Annotated in this window: 18 protein-coding genes; 17 read left to right on the plus strand and 1 reads right to left on the minus strand. The window is 50.0% G+C overall.

Going from position 1 to position 18,865, the window contains the following annotated elements:
• Positions 1-30: 30 nt before the first annotated feature.
• Positions 31-1,008, minus strand: coding sequence for an aldo/keto reductase (locus tag JMF85_RS11470; protein ID WP_054797155.1), 978 nt, complete (start codon positions 1,006-1,008; stop codon positions 31-33).
• 245 nt (positions 1,009-1,253) lie between these two features.
• Between JMF85_RS11470 and JMF85_RS11475 the strand changes: the two genes are divergently transcribed.
• The 17 genes from JMF85_RS11475 (at position 1,254) to JMF85_RS11555 (ending at position 18,836) form a co-directional block, all read left to right on the plus strand.
• Complete coding sequence (locus JMF85_RS11475; RefSeq protein ID WP_397375988.1) at positions 1,254-1,976, plus strand: MBL fold metallo-hydrolase; 723 nt, start codon at positions 1,254-1,256, stop codon at positions 1,974-1,976.
• Between the two features lie 31 nt (positions 1,977-2,007).
• Positions 2,008-2,688, plus strand: coding sequence for a CoA transferase subunit A (locus tag JMF85_RS11480; RefSeq protein ID WP_127607156.1), 681 nt, complete (start codon positions 2,008-2,010; stop codon positions 2,686-2,688).
• Between the two features lies 1 nt (position 2,689).
• Positions 2,690-3,343 (plus strand): 3-oxoacid CoA-transferase subunit B, encoded by a 654-nt coding sequence (locus JMF85_RS11485; protein ID WP_201318215.1) that lies wholly within the window; start codon positions 2,690-2,692, stop codon positions 3,341-3,343.
• Positions 3,344-3,361: 18 nt separating this feature from the next.
• Complete coding sequence (locus tag JMF85_RS11490) at positions 3,362-4,564, plus strand: thiolase family protein (RefSeq protein WP_127607161.1); 1,203 nt, start codon at positions 3,362-3,364, stop codon at positions 4,562-4,564.
• Between the two features lie 121 nt (positions 4,565-4,685).
• Positions 4,686-5,573, plus strand: a complete 888-nt coding sequence (locus JMF85_RS11495; RefSeq protein WP_196426800.1) for an SDR family NAD(P)-dependent oxidoreductase — start codon at positions 4,686-4,688, stop codon at positions 5,571-5,573.
• A gap of 14 nt (positions 5,574-5,587) precedes the next feature.
• Positions 5,588-6,826 (plus strand): ABC transporter substrate-binding protein, encoded by a 1,239-nt coding sequence (locus JMF85_RS11500; RefSeq protein ID WP_155613790.1) that lies wholly within the window; start codon positions 5,588-5,590, stop codon positions 6,824-6,826.
• Positions 6,827-6,878: 52 nt separating this feature from the next.
• A complete protein-coding gene (locus JMF85_RS11505; RefSeq protein ID WP_127607165.1) occupies positions 6,879-7,748 on the plus strand; it encodes a branched-chain amino acid ABC transporter permease in 870 nt (289 codons plus the stop codon).
• Positions 7,745-8,764, plus strand: coding sequence for a branched-chain amino acid ABC transporter permease (locus JMF85_RS11510; RefSeq protein ID WP_127607167.1), 1,020 nt, complete (start codon positions 7,745-7,747; stop codon positions 8,762-8,764). Before JMF85_RS11505 ends, JMF85_RS11510 begins: the two co-directional genes overlap by 4 nt.
• Positions 8,761-9,522 carry an ABC transporter ATP-binding protein gene (locus tag JMF85_RS11515; RefSeq protein ID WP_155613791.1) on the plus strand — a complete coding sequence of 254 codons (762 nt, stop codon included), beginning with the start codon at positions 8,761-8,763 and terminating at the stop codon, positions 9,520-9,522. The genes JMF85_RS11510 and JMF85_RS11515 overlap by 4 nt, the downstream gene beginning before the upstream one ends.
• Entirely contained in the window at positions 9,509-10,222 is a 714-nt protein-coding gene (locus JMF85_RS11520) for an ABC transporter ATP-binding protein (RefSeq protein ID WP_127607169.1), read from the plus strand. The genes JMF85_RS11515 and JMF85_RS11520 overlap by 14 nt, the downstream gene beginning before the upstream one ends.
• A gap of 145 nt (positions 10,223-10,367) precedes the next feature.
• Positions 10,368-13,139 (plus strand): AfsR/SARP family transcriptional regulator, encoded by a 2,772-nt coding sequence (locus JMF85_RS11525; RefSeq protein ID WP_155613792.1) that lies wholly within the window; start codon positions 10,368-10,370, stop codon positions 13,137-13,139.
• A 214-nt stretch (positions 13,140-13,353) separates the two neighbouring features.
• A complete protein-coding gene (locus tag JMF85_RS11530) occupies positions 13,354-14,616 on the plus strand; it encodes an LLM class flavin-dependent oxidoreductase (RefSeq protein ID WP_127607173.1) in 1,263 nt (420 codons plus the stop codon).
• Between the two features lie 13 nt (positions 14,617-14,629).
• Positions 14,630-15,436, plus strand: a complete 807-nt coding sequence (locus JMF85_RS11535) for an alpha/beta fold hydrolase (protein ID WP_127607175.1) — start codon at positions 14,630-14,632, stop codon at positions 15,434-15,436.
• 169 nt (positions 15,437-15,605) lie between these two features.
• Positions 15,606-16,568 carry a ring-cleaving dioxygenase gene (locus JMF85_RS11540; protein WP_141334232.1) on the plus strand — a complete coding sequence of 321 codons (963 nt, stop codon included), beginning with the start codon at positions 15,606-15,608 and terminating at the stop codon, positions 16,566-16,568.
• A gap of 21 nt (positions 16,569-16,589) precedes the next feature.
• A complete protein-coding gene (locus tag JMF85_RS11545) occupies positions 16,590-17,228 on the plus strand; it encodes an alpha/beta hydrolase (protein ID WP_201318216.1) in 639 nt (212 codons plus the stop codon).
• Positions 17,229-17,318: 90 nt separating this feature from the next.
• On the plus strand, positions 17,319-17,852 hold the full coding sequence (locus tag JMF85_RS11550) for an NADPH-dependent FMN reductase (protein ID WP_054797129.1): 534 nt from the start codon (positions 17,319-17,321) through the stop codon (positions 17,850-17,852).
• 33 nt (positions 17,853-17,885) lie between these two features.
• Positions 17,886-18,836: a 3,4-dihydroxy-2-butanone-4-phosphate synthase gene (locus JMF85_RS11555; protein WP_201318217.1), complete on the plus strand. Its 951-nt coding sequence runs from the start codon at positions 17,886-17,888 to the stop codon at positions 18,834-18,836.
• The last annotated feature ends 29 nt before the right edge of the window (positions 18,837-18,865 follow it).

An 18,865-nucleotide genomic window follows, 5' to 3' on the forward strand; every position in this document is an offset into this window, starting at 1 on the left:
CCGCGACGACGACACTTTTTTTTTAGCCTCTTATGGCATGTTCGCGCCTCTGGCGCTGACATACAGCTGATACCACTCCTCGCGGGTCATCAGCTCCGCTTGGCGCTCCGCATCGCGGCAGGCGGCGATCCGCTTCGGATTGGCGGTGCCGATTACGGGCTGGATGCGTGCCGGATGTTTCATCAGCCAGCCGAGGACGATGGCTTCCGGCGTCGTTTCCTTCTGCTGCGCCAGCCTGGCGACGAGCGCGGCCGTTTGCCGGATGTGCTCCGGCTCGCTGTCCGCCGCACGTCCGGTGAATACCCCGCGGGCGAGCGGGCTCCACGCTTGGATTTGGATGCGTTCCGTTTGGCAGAACTCCAACAAGCCCTCGGCGAAGTTGACGCTCGTGCCTGCGTGTTGATTGACGAGAATGCCCTGCTCCAGCCAGTGCAAATGCCCCAAGCTCATTTCGAGCTGGTTGACGATGATCGGCTCGGACGACGCCTGCTGCAGGAAACGAATTTGCCCGGCGCTCATATTGGAAACGCCGAACCGCTTCGCTTTGCCCGACGATTTCAGCGAATGGATCGCTTCCGCAACTTCGTCAGGCTCCATTAACGGATCGGGCCGGTGCAGCAGCAAAATATCCAGCGTCTCGATCCCGAGCCTTTGCAGAATGCCGTCCACCGCATTCAAAATGTGCGATTTTGAAAAATCGTACCGGCTCGGCACGTCGCCCTCCGCAAATCGGATGCCGCATTTGGACTGGATGACGATACTGTCGCGAAGCTGCGGCCGCTTTTTCAACACTTGTCCGAAGACGGTCTCCGCTTTCCCCATCGTATAGATATCGGCGTGGTCAAACATCGTAATGCCGGCCTCCAGCGCCGCTTCGACCGCCGACTCGGCATGTTTCAGGTGTTCATTCGTAATGGGGTCGCGGTTCCAGCCTCCGCCAAGCCCCATGCATCCCAGCACGAGCCTGCTCGTATTCAAGCCCCAATGCGATAACGGTTGTGATTTCATCGTATCCTCCTTCATGATGTACACCAACAAATCCATCATAGCCGATCTGCCGGCTTAACAAAAGGGATAAAATCGTTGAAACTCTTCGTTATAGGCATAGATTTGTAAGATATTCAGATGAACCTGTAAGGATCCAGTTAGATTTTTGTTTTACTCTTGTAACGGGGTATGAGCCGCAAGAAACGCTTCGGAGAAACGAGGTGAGCCACAGTTCATTGACGAGGCTGATGACGGAAGACGTTGCGATGAATAAGAAACTACCCATCGAAGATCATTTTCACAAGGAGAATGGTGATATGCAGGCAGCCGGGCTGGCAGCTCTTGACTTAACGATGGTATTTGGCGGAGATCGCAAGATCATTCATCCTGCACTGATTTGGGACGAACAAGATGTTATTTTGGTGGATACCGGCACGCCCGGGCAATTGGAAGTGATCCGGAATGAAATGGAAAAACTGGGGGTACCTTTTCGTAAGCTCACTAAAATTATCGTAACCCATCAAGATCTGGATCATATCGGCAGCTTGCCGGAATTGCTCGGCGCGGCTGACCACAAAATTGAAGTGCTGGCGCACGAAATGACGAAGCCGTATCTGGAAGGCGACAAACGGCTGATCCGCTTGCCTGCCGCTGCGCCGGCCCCTGCTGCGAAGGTGGATACCGTGCTTAAGGATGGCGAAGTATTGCCCTATTGCGGAGGAATCACGGTGATATCGACTCCGGGGCATACGCCGGATCACACCAGTTTCTACGTGCATGCATATAGAACATTGCTCGCCGGTGACGCGGCCATCGCCGTTCAGGGTCGGTTGCTCGGACCGGCGCAGCAGCACACGCTTGATATGGATGAAGCGATCCGCTCGCTCTCCAAGTTATTGTCGTACGACATCGAGACGGTGGTTTGCTACCATGGGGGGATTTGCCAGCATGAGGTGAAGCAGCGTCTTGCCATGCTGGCAAACACGTAACACCGGATGCAGTCTTTAGGAGGGGATGAGGATGCAAAAACGGAAAGCGGCCGATGAGGTAATACGCGTCATTACATCCGGCAACACCATCATGGTCGGAGGATTTGGCTTGGTGGGCGCTCCTTTAAGCCTGATCGACGCCCTGACCCGTCATGATGCCGAACAGCTGACGGTGATCAGCAATAACCTGGGCGAACCGGGAAAAGGCCTGGGCCTCTTGTTGCGACAAGGCAAGATCAAGAAGGCGATCGGGTCTTATTTCACAAGCAACCGGGAAGTAGGAGACCGCTTTAACGAAGGCAAGCTGGAGATCGAGCTGTTGCCCCAAGGGACGATGGCCGAATCGATCCGGGCCGGAGGCGCGGGTATCGGCGGTTACTACACCAAGACGAGTGTAGGTACGGAATTGGCCAAAGGCAAGGAAGTAAAGGAAATCAACGGCCAGTTATATGTGCTGGAGAAGCCCTTGTGGGCGAATGTCTCCTTAATTAGAGCGGCGAAGGCCGATACGCTCGGAAATTTGGTTTATTACAAGACCGCGCGCAATTTTAACCCGGTGATGGCGACGGCGGCGGACTACGTGATCGCAGAGGTTGATGAAATCGTCGAAGCGGGAGAGCTTTCGCCTGAAGAAATTGTAACTCCTCATTTATTTGTAGACGCCATTGTGAAGAGCACGCTGGTGTTGGGAAAAGAAGGAGTTGAATCTTAATATGCGTTCGATTCAGGAGATCCAAGAGTTGATTGCCAAGCGGGCTGCGGCGGAAATTCAGCCTTATTCGATAGTTAATCTGGGGATAGGCATTCCTACGTTAATAGCCAAATATGTGAAGCCGGACGGCGGTTATTTCCATACCGAGAACGGGATGCTGGGTGTCAAGGAGCTGACGAGCGAAGAGGAGCTCGACCCGAATTTGGTCAATGCCGGGAAGCTGCCGATCGCTGAGCAAATCGGCGCCTCTTACTTTAATAGCGCGGAGTCGTTCGCCATGATTCGCGGGGGGCATGTGGACATGGCATTTCTAGGCGCCTTGCAGATCGACGAACACGGGCATATCGCCAATTGGGCCATACCCGGACAAAGCATTATGGGAGTCGGGGGAGCGATGGATCTGCTGAGCGGGGTGAAGAAGGTCGTGATCACGATGAACCATACCGCCAAGAACGGAGCTGCCAAAATCGTGAAATCGTGCACCTATCCGATCACCTCGGTACGGAAAGTGGATGTCATTATTACCGAGCTGGCCGTGTTTGCCTATCGGAACGAGCGGTTGGTATTGACAGAGCTGATGCCTGGAGCCGACCTGAACGAAGTGAAGGACAAGACGGAGGCATCCTTTGAAATCGCCGACTCTGTCACACAATGAACGGAGGTGCCCGAACAAATGGATAACCGCGTATATGTAGTAAGCGCTCATCGGACAGCGGTGGGCAAATTAGGCGGAGCGCTTAAGGATATGCAGCCGGATGCTCTGCTGCTCCCTTTATTCCAGAATTTGAAGGAGAAAAACCTGATTCCCGACGAAGCCATCGATGAAGTCATTATCGGCCAAGCGAAGCAAAGTCAGGATCAATCGAATATTGCAAGAATGGCTCTGCTAAAGGCAGGCTTTCCGGAATCGCTTCCCGGGTATACGGTCCATCGTCAATGCGGCTCCGGCATGCAGGCTATCCATAATGCGTATTTGTCCATCCGCGCCGGCACCGGACACGCCTATGTCGTAGGAGGGGTGGAAAGTATGAGCAACGCCCCCTATTATATCCGAAACGCCCGATTTGGCTTTCTTTCCGGAAACAGCGAGATTTTGGACCCCAATAAAGAAAGTCAGCCGGGCTCGCAGCCGGAAGAAAAGTATGGCCGTCTCGTCATGGGCATGACGGCGGAAAATTTGGCCGAGGAGTACTCGATTTCCCGCGAAGAACAAGACCGTTTTGCTTACGATAGCCAGATCAAGGCTCGTGCCGCCATAGAAGGAAATGATTTTAAGGACGAAATTGTCCCGGTTGCCGTACCGCAGCCAAAAGGAAAATCTTCCATTTTTAATACTGACGAGCATCCAAGACTAACGGATTTGGAGAAACTGGCAAGCCTGCAGCCGGTTTTCAAGAAGAATGGAACGGTGACCGCCGGCAATTCTTCCGGTTTAAATGACGGCGCCTCCTTGCTGTTGCTGGTTTCCGGAGAGATGTTGAAGCGGTATAAATTGGAGCCGCTGGCTGAAGTAGCGGGCCTTGGGGTGTCGGGCGTGCAGCCGGAGCGGATGGGGATCGGACCGGTAGAGGCTACGAAGAAAGCATTGGCTATGGCCGGTCTGACGCTCCAGGATCTGGATCTGATTGAACTGAACGAGGCATTCGCCGCTCAAGCGTTAGCCGTTATCAAGGAATTGAACTTACCGCTGGACAAGACGAATGTGAACGGAGGGGCAATCGCCCTGGGACATCCGATTGGGAACAGCGGTGCAAGAATTAGTGTGACCTTGATCCATGCGATGCTGAAAAGACAGGTGACCTGGGGCCTCGCCACCCTATGCATTGCCGGAGGTCAGGGGATTTCCACGATATTCCGCGCGGTTCGAAATACATGAATACATTTCATTATGCGAAGTAAATTTTATATTACAAATTGAAAGCGTGTGCATGTTATTGATATAGTGATATAGGGATTAGATCATGCTATCGATACGCACCGCAAATATGGAGGAAACGATGATGAAGGATCTAGCAGGCAAGGTCGCATTTATTACCGGCGGGGGAAGCGGAGTAGGGCTGGGCATGGCGAAAGTGTTCTCGGCCGCCGGCATGAACGTGGTCATCGCCGACATTCGTCAGGATCATCTGGATCAGGCGATGGCGTATTTCAACGAACGGAACGCTCAAGTGCATGGCATTCATCTCGATATTACGGATCGGAAGGCGATGGCCGAGGCGGCGGATGAAGCGGAGCGCGTATTCGGCAAGGTGCAGCTCTTATGCAATAATGCCGGCGTCAACCTGCTGAACCACATCGAGAAGGTGACCTACGATGATTGGGACTGGTTAATGAACGTTAATCTGAACGGCGTCATCAACGGGATTCAAACCTTCGTTCCGCGCATGATCGAGTACGGCAAGGGCGGACACATCGTGAACACCGCATCCATGTCCGCTTTTTACGCGATTCAAGGCAGCACCGTGTATACGACGTCGAAATTCGCGGTACGGGGGATGAGCGAGGCGCTCCGCCTCGATCTGGAGCCCCGTGGTATCGGCGTATCGGTGCTTTGTCCAGGCGCGGTCAATACGAATATTCACGAGTCGGTGGTCACCCGTCCGCAGCAGCTTTCCGACACGAAGACCCAGGTGGATGCCGAAACGATGAATCGAATGAAAGCGTTCAGCGAGGGCGGGATGGACCCCGTCAAATTAGGCGAGAAGGTGCTGGAGGCGGTCGAGAACAATGCCCCTTACATTATTCCTTATTCGGAATTCCGCGGGCTGTTGACACGCTTGCACAACGTGGTGCTGGATGCGATGCCGCTTCCCGAGAATGACCCGGATGCGATCAAGCGCGTTGAGACGATGAACAAGCATAGTAAGAGCAACCATAACCTGTAGCCGGAGGGATTCTCATGAAATTAACAAACAAAGGTATGCAAAGATCACTCGCTGTTGTCATAGCAGCTTTTCTCCTATTTCTGACTGCCTGTGGAAGCAATGGAGGCAGCGCGCCGGCAAGCTCAGGTACGGAAAAGCCGGCTGGCAATCAAGCAGATTCGGTTAAAGTCGGCGTATTGCTGACCTTCAGCGGTCCGTTCGCAACGGTCGGAGAAGGCTTGAAGCGCGGGCTGGAGCTTTATTTCGAGTTAAATAACCATACGGTGGGCGGCAAAAAAGTAGAGCTTGTTTATGAAGATGACGAGAACAATCCGCAAGTGGCCTTGCGTAAATATCACAAGCTGGTTGACGAAGACAAGATTGATTTGCTTATCGGGATGACGACCAGTACGACTTTATACGCTCTGAGGGACCAGATTGACAGGGATAAGAAGCCTCTGATCGTTGCCAATGCGGGCGGGAACGACAGCTCGTGGGACAAGAAGAGCGACTACATTTACAGAGCAGCCGCTTCCAACTATCAGCAAGGCGCTGCGATTTCCGATTATATAGCCAAGAATGTCGGGAAGAAGGCGTATATCGTTTCATATGACAATCCTGCGGGTCGCGAGCAGGCTGAAGCTTTCAAGAGTGCCTATGAAGCTGCGGGCGGCCAAGTGATGCAAATGGAATTTCCTAAAGTAGGCACGAACGATTTTGCCGGGTTCATGACTCAAATCGCCCAAGCCAAGCCGGATGTCGTGTACAATATGGGACCGAGCACGGACGGGATGAGGTTTGCTGTTCAATTCAAGGAATTCGGTTTGAAGGATAAAATCGCGTTAATTTCTACAGTGCCGACGGATTTGGCCACGACGCCGGAAATGATCGCCGCTCTGGATGGCGTATACGGGATCAAAATTTTCAAAGATTCCTTGGACAATCCGGCGACTAAAAAGTTTATGGAAGCTTTCACGAAGAAGCATCCTAACATTCCGCCTAACATTGAAATTATGGGATACGATTCCGCTATGCTGGCTGACAAAGCGATCGAAAAGGCCGGAAGCACAAAGGCAGAGGATCTGATTCAAGTGATGAAGAACATTAGCCTCGACAGTCCTCGCGGTAAATTTCAAATGGATCCTAAAACAAACAATCCGATATCCGACTTTTTTGTGCAGAAATTTGTAGTGAAAGACGGAAAGCTCGGATTCGAGTATCTGGATACGATGAAAGATGTAGGGATGCCTGAAAAAAATCCATTCAAAAAATAAATCACACCCGTAAAGGAATGTGTTTGTAAGCGCATTCATTGGAGGAGATAACTTGAATGTATCCACATTATTACTACAACTTCTAACAGGCTTGGCTTATGGAATGCTCTTGTTTATGATCGCATCGGGAATGTCTATTATATTCGGCTTAATGAATGTGGTGAATATGACTCATGGTACATTTTTTGCGCTCGGTGCATATCTCGCCTATACATTTACGAGTCAGCACTTCGGATTTTGGGTCTCGTTGATTTTATCTGTCATTGTGGTTGGCGGGATCGGCCTGTTTATTGAACGCGTGCTGCTGGCCCCTGTTTACGGATCGCATGATAAAGAAGTTCTGATGACCTTTGGACTCATGTTTATTATTGCCGATTTGATGAAGTGGATGTGGGGCTCCAATCCGCTAACGTTAGGCGTGCCTCCCATTCTTAACTTTTCCATTTCGATGGGACCTGTCATGTTTCCGTCGTATCGGCTGTTCGTCATTATCATCGGAATCCTGCTGGCTTTCGTTCTGTGGTATATGGAAAATCACACTCAAACCGGCGCGATTATTCGGGCGGGCGTTGATGATAGGACGATGCTGGGCGCACTAGGGATCAACGTGAAATTCGTGTTTGCCAGCGTATTTGTTTTTGGGGCGGCTTTGGCGGCATTCGGCGGCGTATTGGCCGGACCGATCCTGAGCTTATATAACGGGATGGATATTGAAGTTTTAATTCTTTCTCTGGTCATTGTCGTTATCGGCGGACTGGGAACCTGGAAAGGAACGTTTATCGCTGCGATTTTGATCGGTTTGATCGAAAGCATGGGTCAGGTGTATTTCCCTTCCGTTTCCATGGCGCTTATTTTCATCTTTATGATCGCCATCCTAATTGTTAAACCGACCGGATTGTTTGGAAGGGAAGTGGGAGCATGAATAAAAATCAGGTCCTTGCGATTGTTGCCGTAGCGGCAATTCTTGCCCTTCCATTCATACTTTCCACCTATGGCATCCGGTTGGCGGGCGAGCTGTTCATCATGTCCATTTTTGCCCTCAGTTTGGGCCTGCTCATGGGATATGCAGGACTTACATCGTTCGGACATGCTTCTTTTTTCGGAACGGGCGTATATGTGGTCGCGATATTGAGCCAGTTTGTGACCAACACGTATGTGCTGATCATGGCTGCCATTGTGATTACCGGGCTGCTTGCCTGGATTGCTGCACTTATGTTCGTGCGTATAACGGGATCTTACTTTTTCATGCTGACGCTTGCGTTCAACCAGCTCCTTTACGTGTTTTTCTATAAATTTAAAAGCTTGGCCGGAGGCGCGGACGGCATGTCGATCAGCGTAAGACCTGACTTTGGTTTCGGTCCTGTTACGACTCCGATAGGCCGGTATTATGTAATGGCTGTCATTTTTATCTTATGTTATATCGTGCTGCACTATTTCATCAATTCTCCGACAGGCAAAATTGTGATTGGCGTGAAAGAGAACACTTCCCGTATGCGGGCTTTGGGGTATAACACGGAAAGCTATAAAGTGCTTGCCTTCACGCTCTCTGGAATGATGGCGGGATTAGCGGGCTCGTTATACGGCTTCTCCAACCAGTTCGCCAGTCCGGAAATCATTAGCTGGGGGCTGTCCGGACAAGCGCTGATCATGGTCATTATCGGAGGCTCGGGAACGTTGCTCGGACCTCCGATCGGAGCTGCGGTGTTCGTCGTCCTGCAAAGCTATATTAGTTCCTATACGGAACGATGGCCGATTATTATGGGCGCTCTGTTTCTCATTCTTGTTTTGCTAGGACGCGGTGGCGTGGCTCATTTGCTGATCGGCCTGTGGAGAAAGCTGACCCTGCCTCGCACGGACGTTGACGCGGATAATCAGAAGCCGTCCTATGCAATGCCCAAAGTTACGGAAAGCGACAGCGTAGGAGGGAACCGGCCATGAGTCTTCTGCAGGTGGAACGTTTATCGAAATCGTATAAAGCTTTGCAGGTGCTCAAGCAGGTTCATCTGGAGGTGAAGCCCGAGGAGCGGCATGTGATCATCGGGCCGAACGGAGCGGGGAAAACGACGCTGTTTCACTGTATTACGGGAGTCGTGCCCATGAATGAAGGAATCGTGAGAATTCATGGCCAGGATGTAAGCCGGATGCCTTCCCATACCCGGGTATCGGCCGGCATGGCGCGAACGTTTCAGAAAAACAATTTGTTCGGCAAATTAACGATTGAGGAGAACTTGCACTTAGCCATTACGGCCTGCAAGCCTTATCGGAACCGTTTATTTAAACCGCTGAACCAATATCGCGATATGATGGAAGAAGCGGAAGAGCTGCTGACCCAGTGGAATCTGTGGGAGCGCCGGAAACGTGTGGTGAACGAGCTGTCATACGGGGAGCAGCGATTGCTGGAGATCATGCTTGCGATCGCTTCGAAACCGCGTATTTTGCTGCTGGATGAACCGACGTCAGGCATGTCGCCGGCCGAAACGATCCAGACAACGAAGCTGATTCAAGGCTTGCCCCGCTCCATTTCGCTATTGGTCATCGAACACGATATGGAAGTCGTATTTTCGATTGCGGACCGCATTACCGTGCTGCATCATGGGGAAGTGTTCTTAACCGGCAGCCCTGATGAAATAAGCGGAGACGAACGAGTGAAGGCGATTTATTTCGGCGGAGGTGCACGGGAACATGCTCAAGCTTGAGAACGTTCATACGTACTATGGGAACAGCCACATTCTGCAAGGCGTTTCGTTCGAAATTCCGAAAGGCAAGTGTGTTGCGCTGCTCGGCCGCAACGGTGCGGGCAAAACGACAACGATCCATTCCATCGCCGGTCTGACTCCTCCCCGTAAAGGAAGCATCCGATACGGGGATAAGGAGATATTAGGCGAAGCTCCTTATCGTATTGCCAAGCTGGGCTTCGGTTTGGTCCCGCAGGGAAGACGTATCTTTCCATCGTTAACGATCAGAGAAAATTTGACGATGCCTGCAAGGAAGCCGCAAAATTCAGGGGATACGAAGCTGGACCCGTGGACTTTGGAGAAAGTATACGAGCTGTTTCCGGTTCTTCAGGAACGGGAAACCAATATGGGCAACCAGCTTTCGGGCGGGCAGCAGCAAATGCTGGCTATCGGAAGAGCGCTTATGACCAATCCCCATTTCCTGCTGATGGATGAACCGTCCGAGGGTCTTGCACCGGTTATTATCGGGCAGGTGGGCGAAATTATTAGAACTTTGAAGCAAAAGGGTTTATCGATTCTCCTGGTGGAACAAAATTTTTTCTTGGCATGCGGTGTTGCGGATGAAGTGATGGTCATGAATAAAGGGCAAATTGTGTGGCAAGGGAGTCCCAAAGAACTGCTGGCGGATAACGATATTCAGCACCGCTATCTGGGTGTGTAAGAAATTCGGACCGGCGCCGGCATTCCATGGCGTCTCATCGCATCCGCTCGTATGAGGCGTCCATGAGTTGTAATTGCCAAGATCACCAAATTCCTGTAAAATTTTGAATATCATAAGTTTTCGATATTATACAGGGAGGAACGCCGTGATTATCCTTGAATCTAAACTTCGCGTGCCTAATTACTCTCTTTACCTCGTTAGAAATCGTTTATTATCGTTTATTGAAAATCATCTTGATCGTTCGCTCATTTGTTTGACCAGCGATGGAGGGTATGGCAAAACAACGTTAATCTCAAGTTTTGTTAAGGAAAAAAAGCTTCCGGCCGTCTGGTATCAGTTATCGCAGCAGGACCGAAACCCGCATACCTTTCTCTCCTATATGAAGACGGCCATCTTGCGTAGAATTTCCGGTGAACAAATGATTTACGACGTCAGACCGGAACAAATCGATGAGGAGCTTGACCATCTCTCCGCCTTGCTGTCAACTTGGCCGACCCGGCTGATCATCATCCTGGACCAATACCAATCCGTCGATCAATGCGAAGAGATCCAGCACATCTTGACCAGATTGATTGAAAACGCTTCCCCGTCGGTTACTTTTATTATCACGAGCCGGACCCGCCCCAGCTTGCAGCTCGTAAGTTTAAAATTGCAGAACCGCCTGGCTGAGTTGCACACCAAGGAGTTAGCGTTTACCAAAGATGAAATCGGTATGTTTTTCGTTGATTTGCACGGTATTGCCTTGCAGGAGAATGAAATAGATCTCATCTATCATAAGACGGAAGGCTGGGTGACCAGCCTGCAGCTTCTGAAGGATTTGATCAAAGAAGTGAATGATGCCGACCGTCCTTCATTTTGGCTGAAGTTCAACGGAACCCCTGACATCAACGATTACTTAAGTGCCGAGATACTGGCTTCCCAATCGGAAGAGATTCGCGACTTTCTGTATAAAACGTGTCTGCTTACGGATATCAACTCCAATGTGATTAACAAGTTTCTCGGCATTCATAATGCGGACGAAATTCTGGAACATTTACTTCGAAATCATCTGTTTATATATAAAAACAATTTGGGCATGATTAAATATCACAAGCTGTTCCGGTCATTTTTGTACCGGGAATTATCCAAGCGGCACAGTAGCACGGAAATCGACGAGTTTCACCAGAAGCTTTCGCTTATTTATGAAAAGAAATCGGATTTTATTCATGCTTTTGTCCATTCGGTGATGGGCAGTCAATTCATTAACGCCGCGACTTTAATGAAAAGCATGAAAGAGCGCTTCACCCGTTCCCAGTTTCTAACACTGATCGATAAGTTATCGGAAAATTTCTCCCCGGATCTTACTTTCGCCAGTATCAGCCTGTTCCTGTTCAGGTGCATCCCATTAGATATGATTAAAGATTTAATCACGCCGCTCGAAATCAATTTCAAAAGTATGAATGGCAATATGAACCCTAAATTATCGGTTCATTTTCAGCATCAGCTTGCAGCCATCTATTATTTTGTCGGTGAAATGAACAAGGCGGAGCAATTGTGCAGCAATTCCTTGAACGAATCGTTGAGCATCAAGGATCAAGAGATGATTTGTAAAAATTTATCGCTGCAAGCGATGCTTTGCATGAAAACCGGGAGGCAGGAGGAAGCGGTGCAATGCGCTCAAGAAGCGTTATCGTACCGGGGCACGTATAGTAATTATCATCCTCATCACATGTCATTGTGCGTATTGGCGGAAATTTATCTAGATCAAAACAAATTGTTGAAAGCGGATTCTTTGATCAAAGAAACACTGAAGCTATCGGAAGAACGCTTTGACTGTGCCATCCTGTTTCCTTACCGGTTGATGGGCAAATATTACCGTCTGCAAGGGGACTATCAAGAAGCGTTTGCCTGGTTCAGGAAAGCCGAGGATATCGGGGTTCAGTTCCATTTGGATTACGATCTTGGCAATGTTTATTTAGAGATGGTTGCCGCCTACATGGAAACCGGACAATGGGAAGAGGCGGAGCTGTATTTATCGAAATCGAGCGTGTCTTTTACACACAATATTTATTTATCCAATAAAGTCAAGCAAATGCAGCAAGCCCTTTCGGAAAAAAGGGGATCTTCTACATCGGCCGTCGACATGGCCGCCCCGACACCCCAATTGGAAGCGCACCGTCCGCTGGTCGTGCAGGAACCCGAACATGCCAAAATATCGATACGCGTCTTGGGTAAATTTGAGATTCAATCGGGGGATCAGATCGTCACCTTAAAAAGAAAATCGAGCTTAAGGCTGCTGCAATTTTTCATTACGCATCGGGAAAGCAAGCTGACGAAAGACAGCATCATCGATGAAATTTTTCCCGAAGGCTCGTTTGAAGCGGTGAATAATCAATTTTATGTAACGTTGTCGTATCTTAGAAAAACGTTGGAGCCTCAATTAAAATCGGGCCGGGATTCCTTATTCATTAAGCAGTCCGGCGAACATTATACGTTAAGTTTGGATCATATGGATCTGGATATTCATCAATTCACGCAGCTTATTCATAAAGGGGAATACTCCTCGCTGGAGCATCTCGGCAAATTAAAAAAAGCGGAGCTTTTGTATCGGGGAGATTATTTCGAGGAATATCCTTATGTCAGCTTCCTTGAACTGGTTCGGGAAAAATTTCGTGTTTATTATTTAAAAGTGCTGCAGGAATTAGCTGTATATTATTGGGATCAAGCCGATTACGAGCAAGGCATTTCTTACTTTGAGAAAGCGCTGCGTAAGGAGCCTTATGAAGAAAGCGTATATTTGGAATATATGGAGCGGTTGATGAAAGCCAATCTGGTTCTGCAAGCCAAGAAAGTATCCGAACTGTATCAAAAATATATTGAAAAAGAACTGGGTATTCCTGTCCAGGCCAAATTGCAAAAAATGTTTCATTCCACGTAAGTCTCTTGACGCTGCAGGAAACCATACGCCCAAGCCTCTTCCGATGAAAAGAGGCTTGGGCTTTTTTGTGCTTCCGTAGCTGCTCCGTTCCCCAATTGACACGGGGGCCGACCGTTATCACTGCAATTGTTAGAACTTGTAAAGATCGTGTAAGAACTCAGTTAGGTTTGCAGTTTATGCTAATGATGTAACCAAGACTTGGGAGGGATAAGCCGTGAAATTTGTTTTCGTAAACATCATGCCGTATCGGGATTTGCCCGAGGACTTCGTAGAAAATCATGAAAGTGTATGGATCACCATTCCGAGTGAATTATACGATGCCCGGAAAGGCCATCAGATTTTTAACGAGTACATCAAACAATATGAGCTTGCCGTTGACGGGGGCTTCGATGCGATTGGCTTTAATGAACATCACAGCAACGCCTATGGATTGGATAATTCTCCGAACATTATGGCGGCTATGCTGGCGGGGAAAGTTCGCCAATCGGAGAAAACGTGTCTTGTGCTCGTAGGAGACAGCATCGCTTTGTACAATCCTCCGATCCGCGTGGCTGAAGAGCTGTCTATGCTGGATACCGTGACTGGCGGCCGCGTCGTTGCCGGTTTTCCAAGCGGAACCTCCATGGATACGAATTTCGTATATGGAATTCCGCCGGCCGAATTAAGACCCCGGTTTTATGAAGCGCTTGATCTCATTAAACAAGCCTGGAGCCGAAGCGAGGTGTTCTCTTTTAACGGGAAGTATACCCAGCTCAAGCATGTCAACTTGTGGCCGCGCCCTTATCAGAACCCGCATCCTCCGATTTGGATTCCCGGCAGCGGAAGTGTGGAAACTTGGGACTATTGTATCCGGAACGATCACCCCTATTATCATCTCAGTTACAGCGGCTTTGAAGCGGGCAAGAAATTTGCGGAATCCTTCTGGGAGCACCGTCAAAAGTCCGGCAAGGATTTAAATCCTTATTGGCTCGGCTACAATCAAATGATCTTCGTTTCCGAAACGGATGAACGAGCGCAGCAAGACTATGAAGAGCATTATCGCTATTTTATAAGAACGCTCATGCATATACCCGGCAAGTATGCGGAAGCGCCAGGGTATCGCAGCGCCAAAAGCGTGGCCCAGAGCGCGGTGAGTCAGTTTGCCGTACACGGCAAGAGCCGGTATGCGAGAAAACAGGATATCAGCTGGCAGGAGCTGGTTGAAGCCGGCAATGTCATTGCCGGTTCGCCTGAAACCGTTCGCGACAGACTCAAGCACTTAATTAAAACACTTCGCGTCGGAAGTATTACGGCGCACCTGAATGTCGGATCTATGCCGCACCATCTGGCCGTAAAAAACATCGAACTGTTCACCAAAGAAGTCATGCCGCACTTGCAAGGCATTTGGGACGATCAATGGCCTGTTGTGGGATGGCCGGACGTTGCTCATAACGACATCAATAAAGCAGCCTCGTCCAAAGCTGCAGTTTTATCTTAAGGGGGAAGGGAATATGGCGACGCCTCAATTGACGGCTATTCCGATACGAGATGGTCATATAGCCAAGGTGCTTGTAGCAGGGGAAGGAAAACCGGTGGTCTTCTTGCACGGTGCCGGTGGTTTGAAATGGGATTCCTATTTAGACGAACTGGCGAAAACATATAAAGTGTATGCTCCCTTCTTCCCCGGCTTGGAAGGAACGTCAGGCAGCAATGAGCTTGATCTCCGGAACTTATGGGATGTTGTTCTGTATTATTACGATCTGTTCGATTTATTAGGATTGGAGCGCATTGATCTTATCGGGCATTCCTTTGGCGGCATGCTGGCCGCAGAATTAGCGGCAACCGATTCGAGAAGAGTCAACAACCTGCTTCTCATCTGCGCAGCCGGATTGTGGAACGAAGATATTCCCATGCCGCAGGCATCTTTCCCTGAGGATTTATACTACGATGCCCAATCGCCCGTAGCCCAAGCCGCCATGGCGGTCCCGGAAGATCCGGACGAACGGATGAAATTTTTTATGGATCAACAGCTTGCAATGGCGGAAGCAAACCGCTACTTATGGCCGATTCCCGATAAAGGTTTGCGCCGTCGGCTGCATCGTATCCGGGCAAATACGTGCTTGGTGTGGGGCAAGCACGACAAAGTTATTCCTGTCGCGTATGCTTATGAATTCCAGAAAGAACTTCCGGACTCGCAACTCGCGGTCTTTGAAGAGTCGTCCCACTTCCCGCAGTTAGAGCAATTGCCGGAAGTTCTCCGAACGACCTTAACCTTGCTGGCTCCTGAAAGGTATGAGGAAGTAGGCTCGTCAAGTTAGGTGAATCATGAGGATATGCGAAGCCAAGGCGGCCCGGATTGCCGTATGTTAGAAATGATAAAGATCCTGTAAGAATACAGTTAGGTATGCGTTTTATTCTAAGGATGCAGAAGCTAAACACATTCATGTAAGCGATACCATCGCGACAATAAGAAGGAGGAAAAGAAATATGACAAATTTTATCACCGGTATTCACCACGTTACGGCCGGCGTCGCCGGCGCACAGGAGGATGTCGACTTCTTTACGCAAATCGTCGGCCAGCGCATGGTCAAGCAGACGATTCTGTTTGACGGCGCGGACAGCATCTACCACCTTTATTATGCGAACCGCAACGCCGAGATCGGAACCGTCATGACAACCTTTCCTTACAAGCAGGCCGGCGTTCTCGCCCGGAGAGGCTCCGGGCAGGTCAAGATTACTTCGTATACCGCTCCTGAATCGTCGCTTGAATTTTGGCAAAAGCATTTTGACAAGCATGGTGTGAAGCACGGCGCGATAGAAACGCGTTTCGGTCAGAAGCGGGTTCATTTCGTTCACCCGAGCGGCCTCGAGTTCGAAATCGTCGGCGACGATAACGATAAGCGCGATGGCTGGATTACGGACGAAATTTCCGAGTCGGAAGCGGTTCGCGGCTTCCACAGCGTCACGATGTCGGTTCGCGAAGTACCGGAACAGGAACGCTTCCTTACCGAAGGGCTCGGCTTCAAGAAGACCGGGGAGGAAGGTCCGTATCATCGCTTCGAAATCGGAGAGGGCGGGGCGAAGAACACGGTATTCCTCCTCCATGAGCCGGATGTTCCGCAAGGCAGCTGGATTCTTGGTCAAGGGACGGTGCATCATGTTGCATTTGCCGTCCAGAATGACGAAGAAGCGACGAAGCTCAAGCTGCATCTCGAAGGCTTGGGGTACACGGATGCTTCCGAGGTGAAAGACCGCAACTACTTCCACTCGGTTTACGTCCGCTCCCCCGGAGGCATCCTGTGCGAAATTGCGACCAGCGATATCGGCTTTGCAACGGATGAGCCATTGGATGGGCTCGGACGAAGCTTGCTGCTCCCGCCCTGGTTCGAGCATCGTCGTCAAGAGGTTCTCGCTACGCTTGAACCGATTACAAATCCGCAGGCCGTCTAGAAGATTGCGGGAATACAGTTGATGAATATTCATTTGCAGCAGCCTGTCGTTACGCGCGGTGTGCCACTAGATAAGAGCAGCGCGGTAGTTATGATGATGCACGGACGTAATCAAACGACGAACGATATCCTTGAGCTTGCGGACCGAATCAGCCTTCCTGACGTTCATTACGTTGCGCCGCAAGCGGCCGGCAACAGCTGGTATCCGAACGGATTTATGTCCCCGCTCAACGACAATGAACCTTACTTGAGCTTCGCGCTGGACTGTTACCATACGCGGATCTCCGAGCTGCTCGAGCAGGGGATTCCCGTAACCAAGCTGGTCCTCCTCGGTTTTTCGCAGGGAGCCTGCTTGACGGCCGAATATGCCGTGCGGCGGCCTGGCCGATATGGGGGGATCGTGCTGTACACAGGCGGTGTGATCGGTCCCGAAGGCATGCAGCGGAACGTTGAAGGATCGTTCCTGGACACGCCGGTTTTTCTGGGGTCAAGCGACATCGACGGTTGGGTGCCCGAGCAGCGTGTGCTTGAAACGGCAGCTCTCTATAAGCAGATGGGGGCGGATACGGAAGCCCGGATTTATAAAGATATGGACCATATTGTCAACGACGATGAAATTGCATTTGCAAGAGCGCTCATCCGGCAGGTGCAATCGGCCTAAGCGCCAGGTTGGTCGTCGGGAAGGGGCAATTGTAGAGGTTGCCCCTTTCTCTATGGTTCGCGAAGTTGTATGGAAGGAGACTGTGACTACATGAAATTATTGGCGATCTGCGGGACGATAACCGGATCGAAAACGCTCGCTGTTCTGAACAAGGTGCTGGAAGAAGTGAAGAACGGCGACCCGGCCATTGAAATCCAGCTGCTGGACATGAAGCAATACGATGTGCAGTTTTGCGACGGGCGCTCTCCGGACGCCTACACAGGGGATACGAAACAAGTGATCGATATGGTCAGCTCGGCGGATTGTTTTCTTATCGGCACCCCGATCTTTCAAGGCTCCATTACGGGAGTCCTGAAGAATCTTTTTGATTTGGCACCCGTTTCCGCGTTCAGACACAAGGTGATGGGCTTCATAGCGACCGGCGGAACCTACCAGCACTACCTGGTGATAGAAAATCAGTTGAAGCCGATTGCAGGTTATTTTCGCGCATATACGGCGCCTAGCTACGTCTATGTTCATAACGATCACTTTAATGCGGCCAATGAGATTACGGACCGGGATGTGCTCGATCGAATCTCGTATTTGGCTGAAGAATTGATCATGATGCAAAAAGCGCTCAAATAGGCTGCACCATTATGGGAAAGGGGATGTTCGATCATGGGTCATAAAAGCGGCTATCAGGAGGGGAATGGATCGAATGACAAACCCTTGATTATTGTGGACGATGTAGAGCAAAAAACGGGTTATTGGATGGGGGCGGCCCGATACGCGACCCCGGAGCAAGTGAATGTTATGATCAAAACGGGCAAAGGGCTAGTCTATGTATGCATAACCGAGGAGAAGGCAGAGCAATTAAACCTTCCTCTCATGACGAGCCATGGAAGCAGCGGATCAACTAAAAATTTTACAGTTTCCGTTGATTATAAAACGACCTCTACCGGAATTTCCGCCTATGAACGGGCGGATACCATTAAAGCTTTGGCCGACGATGCAACCGAATCGCTTGATTATAGAAGGCCGGGGCATATCTTTCCTTTGGTAGGCAAAGCAAACGGGCTGCTTGAGCGGCAAAGCATTGTTGAAGCCGTTCTCGAATTATCCGAAGAGATATCCGGCCAGCCGGTCGGCTATATGTGCGAAATTTTAGATGATAACGGGGAAATAGCAAGCATAACGGAAATCGAACAGCTGGCTCGCCGGCATGATGTTCCTATTGTTTGGTTGAGCGAGCTGATCCGCAAGAAATTGGAAGAGCATTGCCGGTTAAGCATGGTTCGTTATGCGGAGCGTGAAACTTCCGGCAAGCCGAGGAAAAATTATTCCGAAGATCAAATCGTCCATTTCACCGATCTTTTGTTCGTCGATTATTGCGAGAAGCAATTTGGCGTCAATAAAGGAATTTACAATACCATCGAATCCTGGTTTTACAAGAAAGGGCATGTTGACATTGTAGAACGAAGAAAGACCGTGCTTCGGTTTCTCCAATTTGTCGATGGAAGCAATCGGGAAAATAACCGAAAGCTTAAGTTTGGCCACAGAGGGTTAGTCCCAAAGCTGGACGAATTTACGGTCAACGATCTATTGAACAGGAGGACTCTCAACCTGTGAAAGGAAGGAAAGTCTCATTAAGAAACCCA

The organism is Paenibacillus sp. EPM92, from assembly GCF_016586185.1.
GTDB classification, from domain to species: Bacteria; Bacillota; Bacilli; order Paenibacillales; family NBRC-103111; genus Paenibacillus_G; species Paenibacillus_G validus.